At 42.0% G+C, this 22,313-nt stretch carries 19 protein-coding genes; 6 read left to right on the top strand and 13 right to left on the bottom strand.

All coding sequences use genetic code 11. The annotated features are described in order from the left end of the window. Window positions 1–112 precede the first annotated feature (112 nt). The 8 genes from AC1EU0_RS00575 to nadK form a co-directional block, all read right to left on the bottom strand. The gene (locus AC1EU0_RS00575) at window positions 113–598 is read right to left on the bottom strand and encodes a nitrous oxide reductase accessory protein NosL (protein ID WP_480299937.1); all 486 of its coding nucleotides are present in this window, start codon (window positions 596–598) and stop codon (window positions 113–115) included. After that, complete coding sequence (locus AC1EU0_RS00570) at window positions 598–1,416, bottom strand: ABC transporter permease (RefSeq protein WP_480299936.1); 819 nt, start codon at window positions 1,414–1,416, stop codon at window positions 598–600. Before AC1EU0_RS00570 ends, AC1EU0_RS00575 begins: the two co-directional genes overlap by 1 nt. Beyond that, a complete protein-coding gene (locus AC1EU0_RS00565; RefSeq protein WP_480299935.1) occupies window positions 1,413–2,375 on the bottom strand; it encodes an ABC transporter ATP-binding protein in 963 nt (320 codons plus the stop codon). Before AC1EU0_RS00565 ends, AC1EU0_RS00570 begins: the two co-directional genes overlap by 4 nt. Next, complete coding sequence (locus AC1EU0_RS00560) at window positions 2,375–3,736, bottom strand: nitrous oxide reductase family maturation protein NosD (protein WP_480299934.1); 1,362 nt, start codon at window positions 3,734–3,736, stop codon at window positions 2,375–2,377. The genes AC1EU0_RS00565 and AC1EU0_RS00560 overlap by 1 nt, the downstream gene beginning before the upstream one ends. An 88-nt stretch (window positions 3,737–3,824) precedes the next feature. After that, the gene (nosZ, locus tag AC1EU0_RS00555) at window positions 3,825–5,720 is read right to left on the bottom strand and encodes a TAT-dependent nitrous-oxide reductase (RefSeq protein WP_480299933.1); all 1,896 of its coding nucleotides are present in this window, start codon (window positions 5,718–5,720) and stop codon (window positions 3,825–3,827) included. Window positions 5,721–6,023: 303 nt separating this feature from the next. Then, window positions 6,024–8,120, bottom strand: a complete 2,097-nt coding sequence (gene nosR / locus AC1EU0_RS00550) for a transcriptional regulator NosR (RefSeq protein ID WP_480300497.1) — start codon at window positions 8,118–8,120, stop codon at window positions 6,024–6,026. 291 nt (window positions 8,121–8,411) lie between these two features. Then, on the bottom strand, window positions 8,412–8,708 hold the full coding sequence (locus AC1EU0_RS00545; RefSeq protein ID WP_121838780.1) for a c-type cytochrome: 297 nt from the start codon (window positions 8,706–8,708) through the stop codon (window positions 8,412–8,414). Between the two features lie 132 nt (window positions 8,709–8,840). Further along, complete coding sequence (gene nadK, locus AC1EU0_RS00540; RefSeq protein ID WP_480299932.1) at window positions 8,841–9,719, bottom strand: NAD(+) kinase; 879 nt, start codon at window positions 9,717–9,719, stop codon at window positions 8,841–8,843. Between the two features lie 186 nt (window positions 9,720–9,905). Between nadK and grpE the strand changes: the two genes are divergently transcribed. Further along, window positions 9,906–10,502, top strand: coding sequence for a nucleotide exchange factor GrpE (grpE, locus tag AC1EU0_RS00535; RefSeq protein WP_480299931.1), 597 nt, complete (start codon window positions 9,906–9,908; stop codon window positions 10,500–10,502). An 86-nt stretch (window positions 10,503–10,588) separates the two neighbouring features. Here the strand turns inward: grpE and AC1EU0_RS00530 are convergent, their stop codons facing one another. The 4 genes from AC1EU0_RS00530 to xseB all read right to left on the bottom strand — a co-directional run bounded on the left by AC1EU0_RS00530 (window position 10,589) and on the right by xseB (window position 14,646). Continuing rightward, window positions 10,589–11,227, bottom strand: a complete 639-nt coding sequence (locus AC1EU0_RS00530) for an ankyrin repeat domain-containing protein (RefSeq protein ID WP_480299930.1) — start codon at window positions 11,225–11,227, stop codon at window positions 10,589–10,591. 412 nt (window positions 11,228–11,639) lie between these two features. Continuing rightward, the gene (gene dxs, locus AC1EU0_RS00525; protein ID WP_480300496.1) at window positions 11,640–13,505 is read right to left on the bottom strand and encodes a 1-deoxy-D-xylulose-5-phosphate synthase; all 1,866 of its coding nucleotides are present in this window, start codon (window positions 13,503–13,505) and stop codon (window positions 11,640–11,642) included. Between the two features lie 8 nt (window positions 13,506–13,513). Further along, window positions 13,514–14,392: a (2E,6E)-farnesyl diphosphate synthase gene (ispA, locus tag AC1EU0_RS00520; protein WP_480300495.1), complete on the bottom strand. Its 879-nt coding sequence runs from the start codon at window positions 14,390–14,392 to the stop codon at window positions 13,514–13,516. Between the two features lie 11 nt (window positions 14,393–14,403). Beyond that, a complete protein-coding gene (xseB, locus tag AC1EU0_RS00515) occupies window positions 14,404–14,646 on the bottom strand; it encodes an exodeoxyribonuclease VII small subunit (RefSeq protein ID WP_121838775.1) in 243 nt (80 codons plus the stop codon). A gap of 270 nt (window positions 14,647–14,916) precedes the next feature. Between xseB and pomA the strand changes: the two genes are divergently transcribed. The 3 genes from pomA to AC1EU0_RS00500 all read left to right on the top strand — a co-directional run bounded on the left by pomA (window position 14,917) and on the right by AC1EU0_RS00500 (window position 17,232). Continuing rightward, on the top strand, window positions 14,917–15,684 hold the full coding sequence (gene pomA / locus AC1EU0_RS00510) for a flagellar motor protein PomA (protein ID WP_480299929.1): 768 nt from the start codon (window positions 14,917–14,919) through the stop codon (window positions 15,682–15,684). A gap of 2 nt (window positions 15,685–15,686) precedes the next feature. Beyond that, entirely contained in the window at window positions 15,687–16,616 is a 930-nt protein-coding gene (locus tag AC1EU0_RS00505) for a flagellar motor protein MotB (RefSeq protein ID WP_480299928.1), read from the top strand. 76 nt (window positions 16,617–16,692) lie between these two features. Then, window positions 16,693–17,232 (top strand): RNA methyltransferase, encoded by a 540-nt coding sequence (locus tag AC1EU0_RS00500; protein WP_480299927.1) that lies wholly within the window; start codon window positions 16,693–16,695, stop codon window positions 17,230–17,232. Between the two features lie 257 nt (window positions 17,233–17,489). On the opposite strand, the gene yegD is transcribed toward AC1EU0_RS00500, so the two are convergent. Further along, window positions 17,490–18,848, bottom strand: a complete 1,359-nt coding sequence (yegD, locus tag AC1EU0_RS00495) for a molecular chaperone (RefSeq protein ID WP_480299926.1) — start codon at window positions 18,846–18,848, stop codon at window positions 17,490–17,492. Window positions 18,849–19,015: 167 nt separating this feature from the next. Between yegD and thiI the strand changes: the two genes are divergently transcribed. Beyond that, entirely contained in the window at window positions 19,016–20,467 is a 1,452-nt protein-coding gene (gene thiI, locus AC1EU0_RS00490; RefSeq protein ID WP_480299925.1) for a tRNA uracil 4-sulfurtransferase ThiI, read from the top strand. 126 nt (window positions 20,468–20,593) lie between these two features. Continuing rightward, a complete protein-coding gene (locus AC1EU0_RS00485; protein WP_480299924.1) occupies window positions 20,594–22,225 on the top strand; it encodes a KAP family P-loop NTPase fold protein in 1,632 nt (543 codons plus the stop codon). Window positions 22,226–22,313 lie beyond the last annotated feature (88 nt).

Genomic DNA, 22,313 nt, shown 5'->3' with positions numbered 1-22,313 from the left:
TGGCGTTATCAGAGTTTATGGTGCCTATAATAACTTAGCTTTAAATATGATTGCCAGTCACCTCGACAGAAGGTAGCAGAAGGTTTTACAGCCTTTTGCTACCTAAAGGTATTTAAAGAATGCTTAAGGTAATTTGATCAAATGAATAAACCTTACCACCAAACTCAGTTGCAAAACCTTGAGCTTGCTGCTGAGTGCCGAAGCTAGCTAAGGTTTTACCCATTGCGCCTTTTTTGCTTGAGCCAATCACGTACCAAGCTTTGCGAGCATCGATAAAATGATTGTCATCGGGGGTTTTCCAATGGGCTTTGCTCATGTCATGTACAAACGCTTCTTTCACCTGTTTTTTATATTCAGGATCAAGTAAGAAGGTAAACATATCGCGGGTTGAGCAGAACTTATTTATCTTGTCAGACGTCTTAAGGTACAGCTCACCTTTAGGTCCGGGAAAGTTCTTAATGAACATGCCACATAGATGGCATTCTTCGCCAGCGTGAATCGCTTGTGCCTCACGAGCCGACAAGGTTTCTGGTTCTTTACTGCAAGCGGCTAACATGATGCCAATAGCCAGCAATAAGATTTTAGTCGCCAATTTCATTACAGTGTTTTCCTATTAAAAATCAATCCTGCTGCAACAAGTGGCGTAATAATCCATGCCAGCTGCAAGCCTAGTAAACCCAATGGCGAAATACTGCCATTAATAGCAACGGCTAAGACACCGTTTACGTCTGAAGTATCAAGACTCGCTAAATTTACCATACGAAAGATATCGGCTGGATTGAGCAGCATCAAATTAACAAGCTGTTGTTGTGACAATCCATCTTCCATACCAACTAAAACGGCTAATAAACCTAAATCGAATACCAAAATAAAGAAGAACCAGAGGATTAAAGCCAGTCCTGCAGCTTTAGATTTTTCGCTTACAACCAAACTGATGACATAAGCGATAGAGATAAAGCAAAGGCCAAGCAAAATGGCGGTGAGGATGAACAAACCAAAGCTGTGCATCACTATGGCAAAATCCATTTGGAAGCCAAGCAGTACTGCTGCACTGCCAAAGCCAAGAACGGTGGCTAAAGCCATAATTGCACCTTGACCGACAAACTTGCCTAACAGCAGTTGTGAGTGGCTGATAGGGTAGGTGAGCAGCAGTAATAAGGTGCCAGATTCTTGCTCGCCAACAAAGCTGTCATAGGCAAGCAGGAGTGCTATCAGTGGGATCAAAAATACCGCTAAGCTCGATAAGCTAGCTATGGTCGAAGAAATTGAGGTTAAGCCAATTTCCCCAGATGCTACCGAACCGTAGTAACTTAATCCAAGTGATAAAATCGCAAAAATGAGCGTAATAGAGATTAACCAGCGGTTGCGTAAACCGTCTTGAAACTCTTTAATGGCTACAGATAAAACTGGGCTCATGCTTTTGCCTCCTCTGTAGTGTTGGCTGGTTTTTGAGAAAGATGCTCATGAGACAAATGCTCATGTGAAAGATAATACTGATACACCTGCTCTAAATCGGCTGGTAATACTTGCAGGTTGGAGATGTTATTCATTTCTAATAGCTGTTTTACTACTTCAAGATTTTTCTCTTCTGGCACTTTAAGTTCGTCTGCGGCAACAACAAAATCACCAAAACGTTCATCAGTCACTAATGCGCCATTTAAGCCCTGTGTCTTGATGGTAACAGGCAGTTGAGCTTGCTGACGTAACTCTTGTAAACTGCCTTGAGCCAGCGGTTTTCCGCCCGAAATAATGATGGCTTTATCAATGTGCTGTTCAACACCGGGGAGAACATGGGAGCAAAGGATAATACTCGCACCTGTGCTTTTGAGCTTATCTACGCTTTGGTAAAACTCTTGAGTAGCAATTGGGTCAAGGCCTACCGTTGGTTCGTCGAGTAGTAATAGCTTTGGTTGCCCTAAGAATGCTTGAGCCAAACCAAGACGTTGACGCATCCCTTTGGAATAGGTTTTCACCGCACGATTCATGGCGTGAGTTATGCCCACTTGCTCAAGAAGGTCGGTAATTTGCTGCTTAGGCACTTTTTTGAGACGAGCAAAATAAGTGAGAACTTCTTTGCCCGTTAGGTGATCATAAAAGCTGACGTTCTCAGGCAGATATCCAATGTGCTTACGGCTTTCAAAGGCTTGTGAAGACATAGGATCGGCGTTCAGCACATTAACTGTGCCGCTGGTGGCTTTGATAATGCCCAAGATCAGTTTCATCATTGTGGTTTTACCGGCACCGTTGTGACCGAATAAACCTAGTACTTCACCGGGCATGACCTTGAGGTTGATACCTTGTAATGCCTTTACTTTGTCGTAGTGCTTATTGACGTTTGTCAGCTCTACAATGGGATGAGAATGTGTTGTCATCATTATTTGTTCTCCGTCATTGCCATAGCGCCAGCGTCTTTTTCGTCGTCAACGGCAAGCGGCTTCATCAGTGGGTGACTGTCCTTCACTCCGGCTGGTTTTAATACAGGGAATTGACTTTGGATCCAGCGTAGAATCAGTACGGCTGGACTGTCTAATAACATTTTGGCTTCTGGGTATTGCCAAACCATTTTGTCGATGCCATCGTTTGGCTCAAATGGGCTATCGCCACGACCATCATGGTTGAGATCCCAACCTAAATAGTTGCTCCAGTAGTTACCAACACCGTCTTTGCTCCATTCTTCTTCACGATTCACAACGTACTTCACTTGTACTGGGTTGTTGATGAAGGAATTTGCAAAAACTTTGGTTTTTTCTGAGCCTGCGGTGAGGTGAATACCGATTTCAGCAGTATCAACAATGTTGTGGCTGATGGTGTTATAACCTGAGTTATAAACGAATAAGCCTTTACCTTCTCGACCTAAGACTTTGTTTTCAGGTTTAGTCCAAACGTGGTCAACAATGTTGTAGCTGATGTCTGACTGAGTAATGTAATTAAGTAAAAAGCCGTAATCTTCACTGTTTCGAGTGACGTTGTGGTTGACGATAAGGCGTCGCGAACTCATTAAGGCATAGCCCGCACGAGTGTTGTACGAAAGGTTGTACTGCACCTTATTGTCATAGGAATACATGTAGTGAATACCATAGCGTAGGTCGTGCATGGTATTGTGTTCGAGCGTGTTATTTTTACTGGCAATAACGTATAAGCCATCACGCACTAAACTGGCGGTGTTGCCTCGGATAGTACCATTGGTGACAGAAGCCAGTTGAATGCCGTTACCTCTGTCGGCTGAGCGTAATTTAGGATTGCCGACAACTGTGTTATCAATCACTTTAACGTCGTCACATTTATCCACCCAAATACCAAAGGCATCACCTTGTAGCTGGTTGTTGATTAGCGCTAAGTGGTGACTGTTTTTGTCGACAAAAATTCCGGCATCTTGTTCGGTAAGATCGTCACCCCAATTGATCACTTTTAAGTTTTTAAGAGTGACATGCTCACTTTTGACATAAATGCCATTGCCCTTACCGCCGGAATTAATAACGGCCTTGTGAGGTTGAATACTTTTCAGTGTTAACGGGTGTTTGATTGAGAAATTGCCTTGATATTCACCTTGTTTGAGTAAAATCTCATCGCCACTTTGGCTGTTATCAAGCAATTGTTGTAAGTCTTGGTTTGGTGAGACAGTTATGGTTGCGCTGTAAGCAAAAGAAGACGTAAGAAGAAGTGCTAGCGTCGTAGAAATGCAAGAAAAAAGTCGACGCCCATTGGGTCGATTGGAATCAAAAAAACATAAGCGCATTGTCATATCATTTTTAAGCCCTGTTGATACTAGTTCGGGGAAAAGCCGAAGCACAAAGGTGCTTCGGCAATTGAGTATGAGTAGAAGCTTATGCTTCAACCAACATACGACCACGCATTTCCATGTGAAGTGCGTGACAGAACCAGTTACAGTAGTACCATTGTACGCCCGGCTGGTTTGCGGTAAATGTCACAGATGCAGTAGCTTGAGGGCCCACTTCCATCTGAACACCATGATTGGTCATACAGAAACCGTGAGTAACGTCTTCCACTTGGTCAAGGTTAGTCACAACAACCGTTACTTCATCGCCCAATTTTACTTTGAATTCAGTTAAACCAAAGTTAGGTGCAACAGATGTCATGTAAACACGTACTTTGTTACCTTCACGGATAACTTTGTTATCAGTCTCTAGAGTAACACCATCTTTTTTCGCCATTGCTACTGTGTCAGCGAAGATTGGGTCATCACGAGTCCAAAGTTTGTTTGGCTTCAATTTGCTGCGGTGCACGATCATACAATCATGTGGTTCAGCATAAGTTGGACCATCATGAACTAGCTTCATTTCATCGCCTGAAATATCAATTAACTGATCGTTTTCAGGGCGAAGTGGACCTACTGGTAAGAAGCGGTCTTTCGAGAACTTACATAGTGAGATTAGCCATTTACCATCAGCATCACGAGATTCACCCGCAGAGGTGTGGTTGTGACCTGGTTGATAATGTACGTCTAACTTCTGACGTAGATAGTTAACTTTTTTACCTTGATAATGAGCAATCGCGTCTTCAACATTCCACTTAGCAATTTGGCTATCAAGGAACAAGGTCGTGTAGGCATTACCTCTGTTATCAAAGGCGGTGTGTAATGGGCCTAAGCCAAGTTCTGGCTCACCAACAACGGTATCGCGTGGCTTGATTTTGTCGTTGAACAGGTCGTCCAGTTTATCAATCGCAATGATTGAAACGGTTGGCGATAATTTACCATTTGCTACGAAATACTTACCACTTGGAGACGTATTCAAACCATGTGGAGACTTAGGAACTGGAATATAACGTGTTAATTCAGAACCTTTACGGCCATCAAGAACAGGGATCTTGTTGCCATTATAGTTTTTGAACTTGCCAGCTTTTACTGCTGCTTCACAACGGGCTAGATTGAATACTACAACGTGGTCACGCTCGTTGGTGATCATCTCACCTAGGTTCGTACCCATTTCTGAGTTATAGCTGGTTGATGCGAAGTATTTACCGTCGTAATCGGCGTCGGTGTTATCTAAGTTACCGTCAACCATCACTTGGAAAGCCACTTCCATTTTTTCAGCGTCAATCACGTTGAACAATGAGCGGTAAGTGCCAACGTCTTCCAACGTTTCTTTACCATTGTTGTCCATTGGGATTTCGAATTCACCATTACAAATCACATACTTGGTGTATGGTACTTTTTGAACTCGTAAACCGTGGATAGCTTGTACGTTCGGGATGGTGATCATCTTATCGGTTTTCATTACATCACAGCGAATACGTGCAACACGTGTATTGGCTTTATCGTTGATGAATACATACTTACCGTTATAACGACCATCCGTCATACTCATGTGAGGGTGATGAGAGTCACCCGCATGAAGGTGAGCACTTTCACCTTTGATGCGCTTACTTTCGTTGGTGATACCCCAACCTGTTGCAGAGTCAGTGTTGAACACTGGAATACGCATCAGTTCACGCATTGAAGGAATACCTAAAATACGAACCTCACCAGAGTGACCACCACTCCAAAAACCGTAGTATTCGTCTAACTCGCCTGGGTGAACAAATGGGCTGTTTTTACCAGCTTCAGAAGCTTGAGCTTTTGCCATAGAGGCAAACATTGCGGCTGACATTGGAGCAGCAACAGCGCCTGCACCAAGTAAAGCTGTTTTACCCATGAACCGACGTCTATCGGCATTTTGCACTTCTTGGTGCAATTCCGTGTTGTTGTCTTTGTCTTGCATATTGCAATCTCCATCATTTGGCTACCCTTTGCAGCCGCATTAGTTTTATTAAACAGATACCGTTGGTATTTCTTGTTCTTATTAGACCCGAGATTCCCCTAATTGCTGGCTTCAGGGCTATCTCAGCGTTAATTATGCAAAGCGTGTGAGTGCAGCAATAATGGTTTCTATTGTTAACTCGCACAATGCAGCAGAATTGACGCTGAGAAGCCCACGAAGTGCGAGTTTCTTTGAGCAATATGCTGCGTTATTTAAGCTCTAAATAGTCCCGCTATTCCTTCTCTTAAATGCCTTGCCTATTCCTCAAAGAATTCTCGCTGAAGCGCAGCTCTTTGGGGATTCTCGGGTCTCTTTCTTACGTTTGTAAGCTTTCTTTTTCAGAGGAGGGCATTTCTCCTCATCGTAATAAGTCACCTGACAATCCAAGCAGTAGTGACATTCACGCATGTTGATTTCACCGTTCGGGTAAATGGCTTGGATTTCGCATTCTTTGGCACAGGTTTGACATGGTTGACCACACTCTTTTCGACGCTTAAGCCAGTCGAATAAACGGATACCATTACCCACTGAAAGGGCGGCACCAAGTGGGCATAAGTAGCGGCAGAAGGTTTTACGGTTAACCAAGTTGATTAAAATCAGGGCTGATGCGTACAGAACAAATGGCCACTCACGATCGAACTTCAGTAAGAAAGTGGTCTTAAATGGCTCAATTTCAGCAAACTGTTCAGCAAGGGCTAGAGAGTCTAAAGACAGTCCAAATAAGCCCAGAAGAATGAGGTATTTAATCGCCCATAAGCGTTCATGTACGGCAAATGGTAATTCGATTTGTGGCAGTTTCAGCCAGCGTCCAACGACGTTGACTAGCTCTTGTAGCGCCCCGAATGGACATAACCAACCACAGTACACCGCACGTCCCCATAAGATGATGGTTACCGCAGCGGCACACCATAGGGTGAAGATGATTGGGTCGAGCAGGAATAAATCCCAAGAGAAGTTACTCATTAATGAATGTAAGAAAGTAAATACATTCACCACAGATAACTGACCGCCCCAAGCCCAGCCGACAAACACAACCACGATGATTAAGAAGCTGTGGCGTAAGCGGTGCATAAAGGTTGGGTGCTTAACCAACACATCTTGGAAGAATAGGACGAGTAGTAATACGCCAATTAAAGCACACAATACGATGACTTCAGGCGTGCGGTCTTTCCATACTTGCTGAACGAGCGTTAGCTCTGGCTCAGGTACGATTGCTGGTGGCGTATCAACATACTTTTCGAGTGGGTCATACTGACCTTTGAAACTGGTAAAAATACTGTCAACAGGACCTGTTTGGCGACGAACTAACAGTTCGAATTGCCAAGGTGCACCGGGATCAAATTCAAAGTGGTCTTGCACTCTGAACAACGACATTTCATGGAACTGAGGCGCACCAGCAATATAAATATCCGTCAGACGTTGATGGTCTAAATCACGAAAGGCAATGGCTTCATCATTTTGATGCACTTGGATGCGGTCAAAAATACCACCACGCACATAGCCAGAACCTTTGAATGAATAACCATTTCCGAGCAAGGCGATAAGGTGCTCACCTTTTTTAAGATGTTTTATTTGGTATTCATATTCAGCGTCACCAAGAAGGTTGCGACCGATAGTTGGAATATCCGCTACGGTGTAATACACCTCAGCGAACATATCTTCCTTCTGTGAAGGCTTCGCTTTTTCGATATCTTCGGCTTCAGTACCAACAAACGCGTCATCGACTTTAGCGCGGTTGAGATAAAGCTTGCGAATAGAGCCATCGCCAGTCAGTTTCAGCCAGTCGGCTTTTTCAAGCACATCTTGTTTGATGGTTGAGATTGGTTGGATAACATTGGACTTAGGTTCGATAATACCTAAAGAAATCGCGGCTTTATTGGCTGCCTTAGTGATGGCAACGTTCATTACCATTACCGTCACGGTTGCACCAGAAAGGCCATCAATGTTGATCGTACCTTCAGAGCTATTGCCACCGACTTTTAAACGGTCTCTGACAGAAAGCCCTTTGTATTGGTCAGCAAAATCATCAAGCTTACTTTCAGGTATACCAGCAAGAATAATGGGTTCGTGGTGCTCTAATACGTTAGCGGTGACATAGTTTCCTTGTGGATCGATAACAACCAACATATTTACAGGCTCACCTGAATAAGCTGGAATTTTTGCTATGTCATTGGTCTCAAAAGCATAGCCCAGCAGAGTATCGTTTTTGAGGATCTTTCTAAGATGATACTCACCTTGCTTATCGGTGATTAGGGTCGCTTCTGGAAAGGTCTTCTCGATAATAGGTATCGGATCTTTGGGTGGGCTGACAAATAGTGCGTGACTCGTAAAACTGATGATCAGCAAAGACATAAATAGCATGATTAACGCTAATGATGATTGCTGAAACTTCCATCCTTTAATGCCCACAATCGTGTCCTCTAACACTGGGTGCGACAAAATGTCGCACTTTGATAGAGGCATCATAAGTTGACTGAATCAGTCAGGTAATGATCGAAATCAATGTTTGGTTGAGTCTTGTACTGAGGTTTTGACGAAGATCAAAATTTAGTTGAGTAATTTACTCAAGAATAAGTAATTAGAGGAAATACAAAGACAAAATTATGAAGACCTGAGAGGGGGGGGTCTCCATAATTTTTGGGCGACTCAAATTTACTTCAAGCTTGCATAATAAGCTGAAATGTTTTTGATATCGGCATCCGATAAAGGCATTGCCATTGGTGCCATGGTTGGGTCTTTACGAGCCCCAGATTTGAAGTCTCTCAATTGTTTTTCAAGGTACTGTGCTTTTTGACCTTTTAGGTTTGGGTACATTGGGATCATCGACATACCGTCAGTACCGTGGCAAGCTGCACACATCATTGATTTTGCTTTACCTGCGGCAATGTCAGCAGATAGTGCTGGTGCCGATACAGCACAAGCTAATGCTAGGAGTATAATTTTTTTCATTTCATTTTCCTCAAACTGTTCAAAAGTACATTGAGCAGTATTTTGTTCCTATTCTCACATTTTTGATGATAACAAGTTGAAAATAAGAAAAATTGACTTTGGACAAGTTTGAGGATTAAAACTGTGATCAGCTTAGAATAATTTACTTCCCCAACCTAGCTTGTTACGAAGGACATGGAAGTAGCTATAGCCTTTTGGGTGGATTAGCGTTAATTTTTCTGGGCTTCTTCGAATGATGATCTCATCACCGGGGAGAACAGATAGGTGTACGTGACCGTCGCAGCTTACTTCAAAGTTGTCTTCATGCTCGGGTGATACCAACAGCTTTATTGTACTTTTCGCATCCACAACAATAGGTCGGCATGACATTGTGTGTGGAAACATAGGAACTAAAATTAGCGCATCTAAATTGGGCGTTAATATCGCTCCACCTGCGGACAATGAATAAGCCGTTGATCCAGTTGGAGTTGAAATAATCATACCATCAGCACGTTGGCTATACATGAATTTGTCGTCGATATAGACTTCAAACTCAATCATGTGTGCGACTTGGTTAGGGTGCAATACCGTTTCATTAACAGCGCTATTGCTGGCTTTTAACTTACCATGACGATGAACTTCTGCCTCCAGCAAAAAACGCTGCTCAACTTCAAAATCACCTTCTAAAACCGCAGCGAGTGTGCTTTCAAAGTCATCAGGAGATATATCAGTTAAAAAGCCTAAATTTCCACGGTTGACACCTATTACTCCGATATCAAACCGAGATAAGACTCGAGCTGCTCCCAGCATATTGCCATCACCGCCAACGACAATGGCTAAGTCACAACGTTTGCCTATTTCTATCAGTTCAACCGCTTCGACGCCTTCACCAATATCTTTAGCGACTCTTGATTCAACCAATACCTTCAAACCACGAGATTTTAACCAGTGATTCAGTGCCGTTAGGGTTGCATTAGCCCCAGAATGTTGAGGTTTGCCAATAAGTCCTATGGTGGTAAATTTTGCCTTCATACAGATATTAAAGTTCTGGTTACCTTGATTTAACTTAGTTTAGTACCGTTAAACTACTAGAGTACAGTGATTTGGGGTTGAAACGATAAAAATGATCCCCATAATAAGCGCATAGTAGATAAAATACCATTACTAGGGTATCCCGTAGCTAATGGTCGTAATAAAGCTTGTATAGCTGGAGTTAAGATGAGTAAAGAAGCAGAAAAGGTACAAGAAGAACAAATGGATGAAGTGGCTACCCCTGAAACAGAAGCTGAAACCGTTGAGTCTCCTGAATTAGTGGATGAATTGACTCAGGCTAATTTTCGTATCGAAGAGTTAGAACAAGCTCTAGCTGCTGCTACAGCTAAGGTCGATGAGCAAAAAGACTCTGTTGTACGTGCTGCTGCTGAAGTTGACAACATTCGTCGTCGTGCAGCTATGGATGTTGAAAAAGCACGTAAGTTTGCATTAGAGAAGTTTGTGAATGAGCTTTTGCCAGTTATGGACAACATGGATCACGCAGTAGCAGGCCTAAACATCGAAGATGAAGAAGGCCCAATGAAAGCGTTGCATGAAGGTGTTAACCTAACTCGTAAGACTTTAATGAGCGCTGTAGAAAAGTTTGGAGTGAAAGTGGTTGACCCTACCGGAGAAACTTTCAATCCAGATCAACATCAAGCCATTGGTATGCAACCTAGCGATGACCACCCTGCTAATACTGTGATGGCCGTGATGCAAAAAGGCTATATGTTGAATGACCGCCTATTGCGCCCAGCAATGGTGATGGTGTCTCAAGGTTAATTTACTGTACTTGTGATACTTGCAGATGAAAATCAAGGCATCATGATTATAAATGGCGACTTTATGTCGCCGTTCATCATAGTTACTCAGCTATATAAAGGATCATCGAAAGTATTTTCAAAGGTTGTTGTCTCAAAGCGGTCGTCAGTTTGAGCTTCTTTTCCACTTTCAGTTTTTTGTATTTTTTCAATTGCTTCTGTGTGATTGTCATCATCTTCACTTGCTTGAATTGTTGCTTTCTGCTCTGGTACGAAAACGCAATTCCAGCCGCCATCTTTGTCAACACTATCATTTTGCAATGATACTAATGCACTAGAAATTTCAGCTTTAGGCTCTTTTTGTATTTTTTCATCAAGTAATTCAACAATGTGAAAATGTTTTTTTGTGTATGCAACCTGAATTGGAGTTTGTCCGTGTTGATCACAAGCCCAATGATCAGCATTATTTTCAAGTAACAACTTCGTTATTTCTCCGTACCCCTTGTAGGCAGCGATATGGAGTGGAGTTATTTGATTTTTCATTCCTGCTGTATTAGGGGAGGCACCTTCTTTGAGTAGCCTAGCTACGATGGCAGAGTTTTGTTTATCTACAGCGACCCATAAAGGAGTTTCATTAGGGGCTATGGGAGCAAAAACGTCTAGATTTACACCAAATTTAAGCATTTCATAAACTTTTTCATCGAGTTTAAATTTGACGAAATAGATAATCTCTACACTTGAATCCAATTGAGTAATCGCCTTTTCGATTAACCGCTGATGTTCAGAAGCGACAAAAAAGTTTTTCCAGCCTACAGGGCGTATAGACCAAGTGGAATTACTTCCACAGGCTGTCGACGATGCTGAGACTTTATAGATTCTCGTTATCCCATTGGCGGTGATTGACAATTGCTTTCCTTCATGTTGCGCAATTGTGGTCAAATCTACACTATGAACGGAGCCTAGGTAATTTGTGACTGCATATTCTAGATCAAGATTTAAGGTAGATTCAGCGGACATGAAAAATAAAGTTAGCAATGATCAAATTGTAAACAGGACTATCTTACAGTTGAGTCTTTTTTAAAAGTCCATTGGGTTAATTATGATTAATCCTGACCGTGGGATGGAAAACAGATAAAAAAAAGGAGCTGAAAATCAGCTCCTATTTTAAAAACTCGTTGATTTGTTTAATGATACCTTCTGCGTCAATATTAAGCTCTGCTGCAACTTCTGTTTGAGTGCCTTGCTTAATAAATTCATCAGGTAAACCAATCTGCAAGGTGGGTTTAAGTATCTTGTGTTTAGCAAAGAACTCAATGACACCAGAACCTGCACCACCCATAATGGCGTTTTCTTCCACGGTCACAATCACATCATGAGAAGCGGCTAGGTCTTTTAACAATTCTTCATCTAGCGGTTTTACAAAACGCATATCTGCAACCGTTGTATCCAAGGTTTCGGCTGCTGAAAGTGTTGAAGATAAACGAGTACCGAAATTTAAAATGGCAATATTTTTACCTTGGCGCATCATGCGGCCTTTGCCAATTTCTAGAGCCGTCATTTCCTCAATCTGCTCTGCCCCTGTTGCGCTGCCGCGAGGGTAACGAACCGCCGTTGGGCCATCGTTGTAACGATAACCGGTATATAGCATCTGACGACATTCGTTTTCATCAGCAGGCGCCATAATCACTATATTAGGAATACAGCGTAAGTAGCTTAAGTCAAAGGCACCTTGATGGGTTGGACCATCAGCGCCAACAATGCCGCCACGGTCAATTGCAAATAACACGGGTAATTTTTGCAGGGCAACATCATGGATCAATTGATCGTAGCCACGCTGTAAGAAAGTCGAATAGATTGCGACAACTGGTTTGAAGCCTTCAACAGCAAAACCTGCACCTAGTGTTACGGCATGTTGCTCAGCAATGGCGGCATCAAAATATTGTTTAGGGAAGCGCTGAGAAAATTCCACCATACCAGAGCCTTCACGCATGGCTGGTGTAATTGCTAGTAATTTCTCATCATTGGTGGCAACATCGCAAAGCCACTTACCAAATACCTGAGAAAAGCTTGGGCTGCTGGCCTTACTCGCAGGTTTTTTAAATTCACTTGGGTCAAATTTAGGTACAGCATGCCAGCCAATAGGGTCTTTCTCGGCAGGAGCATAACCACGACCTTTTTTGGTCATAATATGCAAAAATTGTGGCCCTTTGAGCTGACGCATATTGACAAGTGTTTCCACCAAAGCATTAACATCGTGTCCGTCAATGGGGCCGATATAGTTAAAGCCCAGCTCTTCAAATAAGGTGCCCGGCACGACCATACCTTTGAGGTGTTCCTCAGTACGGCGAACCATCTCTTTCACCATTGGCATATCTTTGAGCACTTTTTTACCACCCTCACGGATGGTGCTATAAAAGCGTCCCGACATAATTTGAGCAAGATGATTATTTAGGGCGCCAACATTTTCAGAAATTGACATCTCATTGTCATTTAAAATGACTAACATGTCATTGTGGAGGGCACCAGCGTGGTTTAGGGCTTCAAACGCCATACCACCTGTAATTGCACCATCACCAATAACAGAAACCACTTTACGACCAGATTGCTCTTTATTCGCAGCGATTGCCATACCTAGAGCAGCACTAATAGAAGTACTGGAGTGACCGACACTAAAAGTGTCGAATTCACTTTCTTCACGGTATGGAAAAGGATGCAAACCGTCTTTTTGACGAATGGTATGCATACGGTCACGACGACCGGTTAGAATTTTATGTGGGTAAGCTTGATGACCAACGTCCCACACCAAACGATCATAGGGTGTGTTATAGACATAATGAAGTGCCACTGTTAGTTCTACAGTGCCAAGGCCAGAAGCAAAATGTCCGCTGGATTTACCAACAGATTTTAGTAAGAACTCTCGTAATTCATTAGCCAACTGAGACAGCTGACTTTTAGGGAGAAGCCTGAGTTCTTCAGGGGTATTAGCTTTTGCCAGTACCGGAAATTGCGAAATATCCATGCTTATACTGAATCTTATACTCGACGTGCCACGATATACTGGGCGAATTGTTCGATTAACTGCGTATTGTAGGGTAATTTACTTAAAGCGGATAGTGCATCCTCAATTAATTGTGTTGCGGTTTGTTGCGCGCCTTGCAAACCAAGTAATTGTGGGAATGTACTTTTATTCGATTCTTCATCCGACCCTTGTGGCTTTCCAAGTTCTTCTGTTGAAGACGTAATATCAAGAATATCGTCTTGAACTTGAAAGGCTAACCCTAGAGATTGTGCATATTTCATTAAAGACGCGCGGTCAACGTCATTTGCATCAGCAGCAATTATCGCCAGTTCAACAGAGCAAGAAATGAGTGCTCCTGTTTTTAGGGCGTGCAATTGAGTCAGTCGTTCTAAATCAATTTGTTTATCTGTGGATGCTAAATCAATGGCTTGACCACCACACATTCCAAGGTAACCTGCTGCTTTTGATACTGAACGGATCATAGCGAGTTGTTGCTGTGGCGTAAATTCGGTGTCGCCAGATAATATCTCAAAAGCTAACGTTTGAAGTGCATCACCAGCTAAAATAGCAGTGGCTTCATCATAGGCGATGTGAACGGTAGGCTGCCCACGGCGTAGATCATCATCATCCATCGCTGGTAAATCGTCATGGATTAATGAATATGCGTGAATACATTCAATAGCGGCAGCGCAAATGTCTAACTTATCGAGAGACACACCCAGCATATCGCCAACACTGTAAACAAGAAAGGGACGAATACGTTTTCCGCCCAGTAGCGCACCGTGTTGCATCGCACTTTTCAAGCCTGCAGCGTGATCGGGCAAGCACGCTAATTGTTGCTCTAGATAATGATTAATACGGTCTTGGTATTGAGCAATAGCATCAGTCAAGATGGGTTGATTCACTACTGATCACCATTATTGTCAAAAGGAACTAATTGTTCTTGGCCGTTATCATCAAGCAGTATTGAAATTTTTTGTTGTGCTTGTTCCAGTTTTTGCTGACTTTGGCGCACAAGCGCAATGCCTTGCTCAAATTGCTTTAGCGCATCATCTAGCGGTATATCACCTTTTTCAAGTTCGGTTACAATCTTTTCTAATGAAGTTAACGATTGTTCGAACGTTAAACTTTCAGATTTCTTGGCCAAAATTTTCGCTCCCTAAGCAGCCGTTGAAACTGTCACAAGGTATATCAGCAGGCGATGTGGGTCAAATTTCCTCGTGGAATAATTGCTCAATAAAGAGCAGAGATTTAATTATTTCTAAACCTTTAGAAACCATGACCGATAAATATGTGAGCGAAATGTAATCTGACTGGTTAAAGATTGTGCGTCAAGGCCACGACTTCACACTTGGCTTTAGATACACTATGCCGCAGTTTATAGACGCGATTTAAAAGCAATATTTGAGGGACGGTTTTGGATTTAGCTACGCTGATTGGAATTCTTGGGGCTTTTGGCTTCGTAATTGCGTCGATGGTCACCAGTGGTGGTATCGGGGTTTTTATTAACGTGCCGTCGCTGCTTATCGTTATTGGTGGTTCATTATTCGTGGTAATGATGAAGTACAACCTTGGACAGTTTTTTGGTGCTGTTAAAGTAGCGATTAAAGCCTTCATGTTCAAACTGGATAAACCGGATGAGCTGATTGAACAATGCACTAGTATGGCAGATGCAGCACGAAAAGGTGGCTTTTTGGCGCTTGAAGAAGCTCAAATTTCAAATAGTTTTATGCAAAAAGGCATTGATATGCTGGTAGATGGCCATGATGGTGAAATGGTTAGAACTGCGCTAGAGAAAGAAATCGATTTGACGGCCGAGCGCCATAAAATCGGTGTTGGTATCTTTAAAGCCATGGGCGATGTAGCACCAGCAATGGGCATGATCGGAACTCTGATTGGACTGGTTGCCATGTTGCAATCTATGGATGATCCTAAAACCATTGGCCCTTCAATGGCTGTAGCATTGCTTACCACGCTTTATGGGGCCGTTATTGCCAACATGGTGGCAATACCTATTGCGGATAAATTAGAACTGAGAATGGGCGAAGAAACCTTAAATCGTAATCTTATTATGGATGCGGTATTAGCCATTCAAGATGGTCAAAATCCACGAGTAATTGAAAGCTTCTTAAAAAGTTATTTGTCAGAGAAAAAGCGTGGTGAAAGTAGCGCAGAGGGAGAATAAGCATGGCGAAGAAGGGATGTGACTGCCCACCGCCAGGTGCTCCTATGTGGTTGGCTACCTTTGCCGATTTAATGTCGCTATTAATGTGCTTTTTCGTTTTGCTGTTAGCATTTTCTGAAATGGACGTGCTTAAGTTTAAACAATTAGCTGGTTCAATGAAATTTGCTTTTGGTGTGCAAAACCAAGTGAATGTGAAAGACATTCCTAAAGGTACCTCTGTTATCGCGTTAGAGTTTCGCCCTGGGCGTCCAGAGCCAACACCTATTGATACCATCAATCAAAAAACTGATGATATGACTCAGCAAACCTTGAAGTTCCAACCAGGTGATGCTGATAGTGCTGGTGGTGTGCAAGAGCAGCAAGGTGAAAAACGTGGTGGTGACTCGATTGCCACGGCTCAAGAAGTAGAAGTGGCAAAACATTCTCAAGAAGCACAAGCGCAACAAGATCAGATTAATGAGCAAGTGAAGAAAATTGCTCAACAACTTGAACAGCAAATTCAAGATGGTGCTTTAGAAGTGGAATCACTAGGGCAGCAAATTATCATCCGTATTCGTGAGAAAGGGTCATTTGCATCAGGTTCTGGATTTTTACAACCTAGATTTAGACCTATAGTGCGTAAAGTTGGTAAAGTGCTGAAAGATATTCCGGGTATTATTACGGTTTCAGGGCATACGGATGATACGAAAATCAGTAATGAGCTTTATCGTTCCAATTGGGAACTATCCAGTAAGCGAGCACTTTCTGTTGCTCATGAGATGATCAAAGCGAAAGGGTTTGATGAGTCTCGTTTAAAAGTTGTTGGTATGGCATCGACAAAACCACTATTTCCAAATACTTCAGCAGCTAATAGAGCCAAAAACCGGCGTGTTGAAATTGCGATTGAGCAAGGAAAGGCGATGGAGTCTGACGAGATTAACGTTGGGCAATAACCCATTCTCATATAGAATAATTAAGAGGGCTTGCAGATATGTAGGCTCTCTTTTTTATAGCTTGGGAATGATTTTTATGAAAACACCTCATGTTGCCATTGGCCTTCAAAACCCCAAAACGCCTATTAATGTTGATGCGGTAATGCGAGCCTGTGGCTGCTATCAAGTCGATGCGGTTGTCTATACTGGCGCACGTTACGATAGGGCGGTTAAGCAGCAAAAACAACAGCCTAACATCGATACTAAAAACGCGGCTCGAACCATTCCTCTCAAGCGTGTCGAAGCGTTGTTTGACACCGTGCCTAAAGATCACAAAGTTGTTTGTGTTGATTTGGTGGTCGGTGCGACGCCATTACCAGAGTTCGAGCATCCTGAAAATGCGTTATACATTTTTGGTCCAGAAGATGGAACGATTGACCAAGAGCTGATTGATAGAGCCGACAGCGTGGTTTATGTCCCTACTGTCGGTTGTATGAACTTAGCGGCTTCTGTGAATGTATTACTTTACGATCGTTTGGCAAAAGCGATGCAAAAAGATTGTAACTCGATTCAAGCTGGTGATGAGTTCATCAAGCAAAGTCGAGATAATCGAAATCGAGTTAAGGTTAAGGCTTGATTGAACCTAAAAACATCAGTTGAACGCTCAATAAGTTAATATCTATTTGAGTTAGCAATAATTTCAATGTCTTAATTATTCACCGAATGGATGAAACGCTCAACGCCCGCAAGCTTGCTAAAATGCCCGCTAGATGCGTTGTAACTTTTGCAAGTAGAGCAACTACTTGCTGCAAGCTACGCCTTGCTAGCAATCATTTTTTCTACGCTTGAGAACGTAGCCAACTGATGTTTTTAGGTTGAATCTAAGCACGTTTATCAAAACACTCTTTGCGCCCAGCGAGCTAGACCAGCCGTTACTGAACCAAAGTGATCACCAACGATGATTTCGATGTTTGGATACACTTGCTTGATGCGATCATGAATTGCCGGACTTCTTGCTGTGCCGCCGGTAACGTAAATGATTTCAGGTTTGCAGTCAGCCTTTTCAACGGCAAGCTTCATTAAGTTTTCAATCTTAGCCACTGGAGATTCAATCGCTTGAACAAAGGTGGCAAGGCTTAAATCTACGGTTAAGTCTTGCTCAATGAAATCAAGTGCAGCAATATGATTATCGTCGTCGGAAAGCCTTATTTTTGCTGATTCTGCACACTTTACGATTTGATAACTCAGCCTGTGTTCTTGCACGCATTGCAGTCTAGACAGCTTCTCAGGAGAATCCGTATCTTTCATCAAATCGGCAAGTAGGGTTTTACAGCTTAAAGCCGAAAACTCTCGTTGAGCGCTGATATCGTTAATTGCCACTGCATTCCAAAACGGTTGTTGTGGGATTTTACGGTTATTGTTTAATAAGGATTCTGAGCCAAACTCTGGCATAAGTCCTTGCATAGCCAATGAGATATCAATGTCGTTGCCGCCAATACGTTGACCGCTGTGTCCTAAACAGTCATTGTTACGGTCGGTCTCCATCAAACGCTCAGGGCTCATTTTTATCAATGAGCAATCAGTGGTACCACCGCCAACATCGACAATCAAAACGGACTTTTCATCTTTTAAGCTCGCTTCAAAATCCATACCTGCGGCAATGGGCTCAAATAAGAATTCCACCGCTTCAAAGCCAGCCCGTTTAGCGGCAATACTCAAAATAGCTTCGGCTTGTTGGTTGCTTTCTTCACCGCCAATGGCTTGAAAGTTTACTGGTCTACCAATTACGGCATGAGTGATGGTTGCTTGCAGTTTCTTTTCCGCTTGCTGCTTTACTCGTTGCATCATTACGGTAACGATGTCTTCAAATAAGGCAATTTGATCTGCACGAAGCCCTTTAGCACCTAAAAAAGATTTAGGTGAACGAACATAAAACCCTTCTTCTGGCATATCTAAATAAGCATTAAAGGCTTCTTCACCAATAAAAACCGCTTGCTCGTTCGGTTCTAAGTCCAGTTCATGGCGAGCGGCTTTAGCTCGTCTTAATTGTGATGCGCGTAACTTGGCATACTCTGCTTTTTGAGCATCAGGGAGATCTTGGTATACAGCTTCGGCAATCAGTTCTCTATCCATGGCATAAAGCGTCGACATGATGTAGTTACCACTGTCGGTTAATGGCACCATTTTTACTGTGTTGTTTACCATGTAACCAATGGAGCAATTGGCGCTGCCGTAATCAAAACCCACTAACATTGTTTATGCCTACTAAAGCTGATGAAAAAGGTGCAGTACATTACATGAGATTACATTAAGATAAAAGCGAGCTTTCTCTAAAACTGGCTTCTTACATTATGAATTCATACTCTTCTTGGGTATAATCCCGCCACTTATTTTTGACCTGTTAAGTTTGCGGAACCCCGATGAAGTTTATTGTTAAGTTGTACCCAGAGATCATGATGAAAAGCCGCTCAGTGAGACTACGTTTCACTAAAATGCTTGAGACGAATATGCGTAACGTCTTAAAACGAGTGGATGATGACGTGCGGGTGCAACGTCAGTGGGATCGTATTGTGGTTCAATCCCCAAATGACTCACAAATCGTTGATTTAGTGAAAACTCGATTGAGTTGCATTCCGGGTATTGCTCATAGTTTACAGGTTGAAGAGTATACCTTTGAGTCTATCGATCATATCTATCAGCAAGTGCTGCCAGTTTACAAAGAACGGCTGGCTGGCAAAACCTTTTGTGTACGTGTAAAGCGTAATGGTCAACATGAGTTTAACTCAAATGAAGTTGAACGTTATGTGGGTGGTGGTTTAAACCAGTTTACCGAAGCGAAAGGCGTAAAACTGAAGAATCCAGACATCACCGTAAACCTTGAAATTGAGCAAGAAAAATTGTTCATGGTGGTTGAGCGTGTTAAAGGCTTGGGTGGCTTCCCTATGGCGACTCAAGAAGATGTGTTATCGCTGATTTCAGGTGGTTTCGACTCTGGCGTTTCTAGCTTCCAGTTCATCAAAAAAGGGGCGCGTACTCACTATTGCTTCTTTAATCTTGGTGGAGCTCAACACGAAATTGGTGTGAAGCAAGTTGCGTATCATTTGTGGAAGAACTACGGCGAATCTCATCGCGTTAAGTTTATTACTATTCCGTTTGAAGATGTGGTCACTGAGATTTTGGAAAAAATCGATAACGGTCAAATGGGTGTTGTACTCAAACGTATGATGATGCGTTGTGCGGCTAAAGTGGCAGATAGAATGAAGATCCAAGCTTTGGTTACAGGCGAAAGCTTAGGGCAGGTATCTAGTCAAACCCTGACTAACTTGAACGTGATTGATCGTTCGACTGACTTGCTTATCCTTCGTCCATTAATTGCCATGGATAAGCAAGACATCATTGATGAAAGTCGTGAAATTGGCACTGAAGACTTTGCTAAATCGATCCCTGAATACTGTGGTGTGATTTCACAAAAGCCAACCGTTAAAGCTGTTCTATCAAAAATTGAATCCGAAGAAGAAAAGTTCTCCGAAAATCTTATTGAAGAAACAGTGGCAAAAGCCATTGTGATGGATATTCGTGATATTGCCGCTGAGATGGATGAGCAAGTCACAGAGACCGAAGTGGTGTCTGATCTAAAAGGTCAAGAGGTCGTAATTGATATTCGCTCACCTGAAGAAGAAGAGCGTAAACCATTAGAAATTGAAGGTGTTGAAGTTAAGCACATTCCATTTTTTAAACTGGGTACTCAATTTGCGGACTTAGACCAAAGCCATAGCTATTTACTGTACTGTGACCGTGGCGTGATGAGTAAACTTCAAGCTCTTTATTTACTTGAGCAAGGGTATAAGAATGTTAAGGTTTATCGTCCTTAATTAAGTCTGAATTCATCATCAAAAATAGAGATAAGGATAAGCTTTCAGTCTGCTTATTCCTTATCTTTGTTCCAATTTATTTCTGATATTTTCCAAAATTTGAATCACATATAAAGGGATATTTTAATGGCAAATCAAGGATGCTTTGTATGGGATCAATCTATTGAATTTGAGCTTGAAGAACTTAAAGAAGATTTGCCGAAAGATGCCCTAGACAGAAGTAAATACGCTGAATTTATTGCTAACTTTTTAGCTGCCGAAGGCTATAACTCAGAAACAGGTAAGAAAAAGGATTACGTTCTTAACCTGAATGCGGAATGGGGCGCAGGTAAAACCTATTTTATCAAGCGATTTTATCAATCTCTCAAGGGATCTCACCCTGTTGTATATATTGATGCTTGGAAGCAGGATTACTCTGATGATCCACTGTTAACCGTTGTTTCATCAATGATTAGCCAGTTAAAGGAGCAAGCTGGGGTTAGTGATGATGCGGTGAGCAAAGCATCAAAAAACTTATTCGAGATAGGTAAAGCAGCCGCGCCCGCTTTAGTTGGTGCTTTGACTAAACGATATGTAGGAATTGATATAAGGGAACTTTTTGGTACCGAACATGACGTCAAATCAGAAGATGAATCCCAAACATCAAAATCAGCGGATTATGGGAATGTTGCGAAAGACTTAACGAATGCATTGTTAAAGGAGCATCAAACCAAAGCCCAAGCTATTAGAAACTTAAAGACTGATGTAAAAGAGTGGATAGAAGCTGTGGTTGGGAAAAAACAAATACAGTACCCAGCTTTTATATTAATTGACGAACTAGATCGTTGCCGTCCAAGTTATGCTGTAGAAATGCTTGAGGTCATTAAACATATCTTCGATATTGAAGGCATTGTTTTTGTAATTGCGACGGATACCGAACAGCTTCAGCATACTGTGAAAAGTGTGTATGGTTCAGGGTTTGATGCAAACCGATATCTAGGACGATTTTTTCATAGCCGATTTACGTTAAAGCAAGCTGAGTTAGAAAAGCTATTACCACTTCATTGTAATATTGATTCGCTCGATTCTGTCTCATTAAAAGATAATCGCAACATTACACTTTGGCCTTTTAATTCATCTGAAAATCATACAAAAAACTTAACGGGTATTTTGTATGCCTTTAAAATTCCAGCAAGAACAGCGATTCAAATTATCAATCGAATAACGGCTATTGTGAGTAATCTTCGTGAGGGGGCTAAGCTCGATTTATTGATGCTTACGACTTTGTTTTGTATTCGAGAATTGGATGAGTCTTTGTATCGAGATGTTACAAGAGAACGTACAATCAATAAACTCGATAGTATCTCAATTACAAGTTACTTGGTTACTCGAAAAAATGTAAGTTTTACGGATTTAAATCTGTTGTATGAATTTGGAGGTGTCGCCCAAATGGTTGAAAGGGACTACCAATTCAATCAAAGAATCAGAGAAGGTAGATATGAAAGTGGGCTTGAATCATATCTAGAGTTTTCTTTTGCTAGTATTTTTGATTGTACCCCAAGGAAAGAAAAAACAAAGACAGTTAATCAAAGAGTGCTGACTCTTTTAGAGCAAGCGATAATGGATTCAATGTTAACAAGAAAAAATGCTCGAGAAGAGAACTTAGTGGCATTTAAACATAACTTACTTAAAGTGAATTATTATGATTTGGGTTTTGAGCAAGTATCCAATGAAAATTATATTGATTGGGTTGAGTTAGCGGTAAACCTGAGCGAGTAATTCAATCCGAACTTCTAAGTAAGCCTATTTGTTATAAGCCATGTCATCATGCTGACTTGGCTTTTTTCATCAATGCTAATTTCTTCAA

Source organism: Parashewanella sp. 2210YD4-3, from assembly GCF_056591735.1.
Note: the sequence above shows the minus strand (reverse complement) of the source record. Positions and strands in the feature narration are given on the sequence as shown.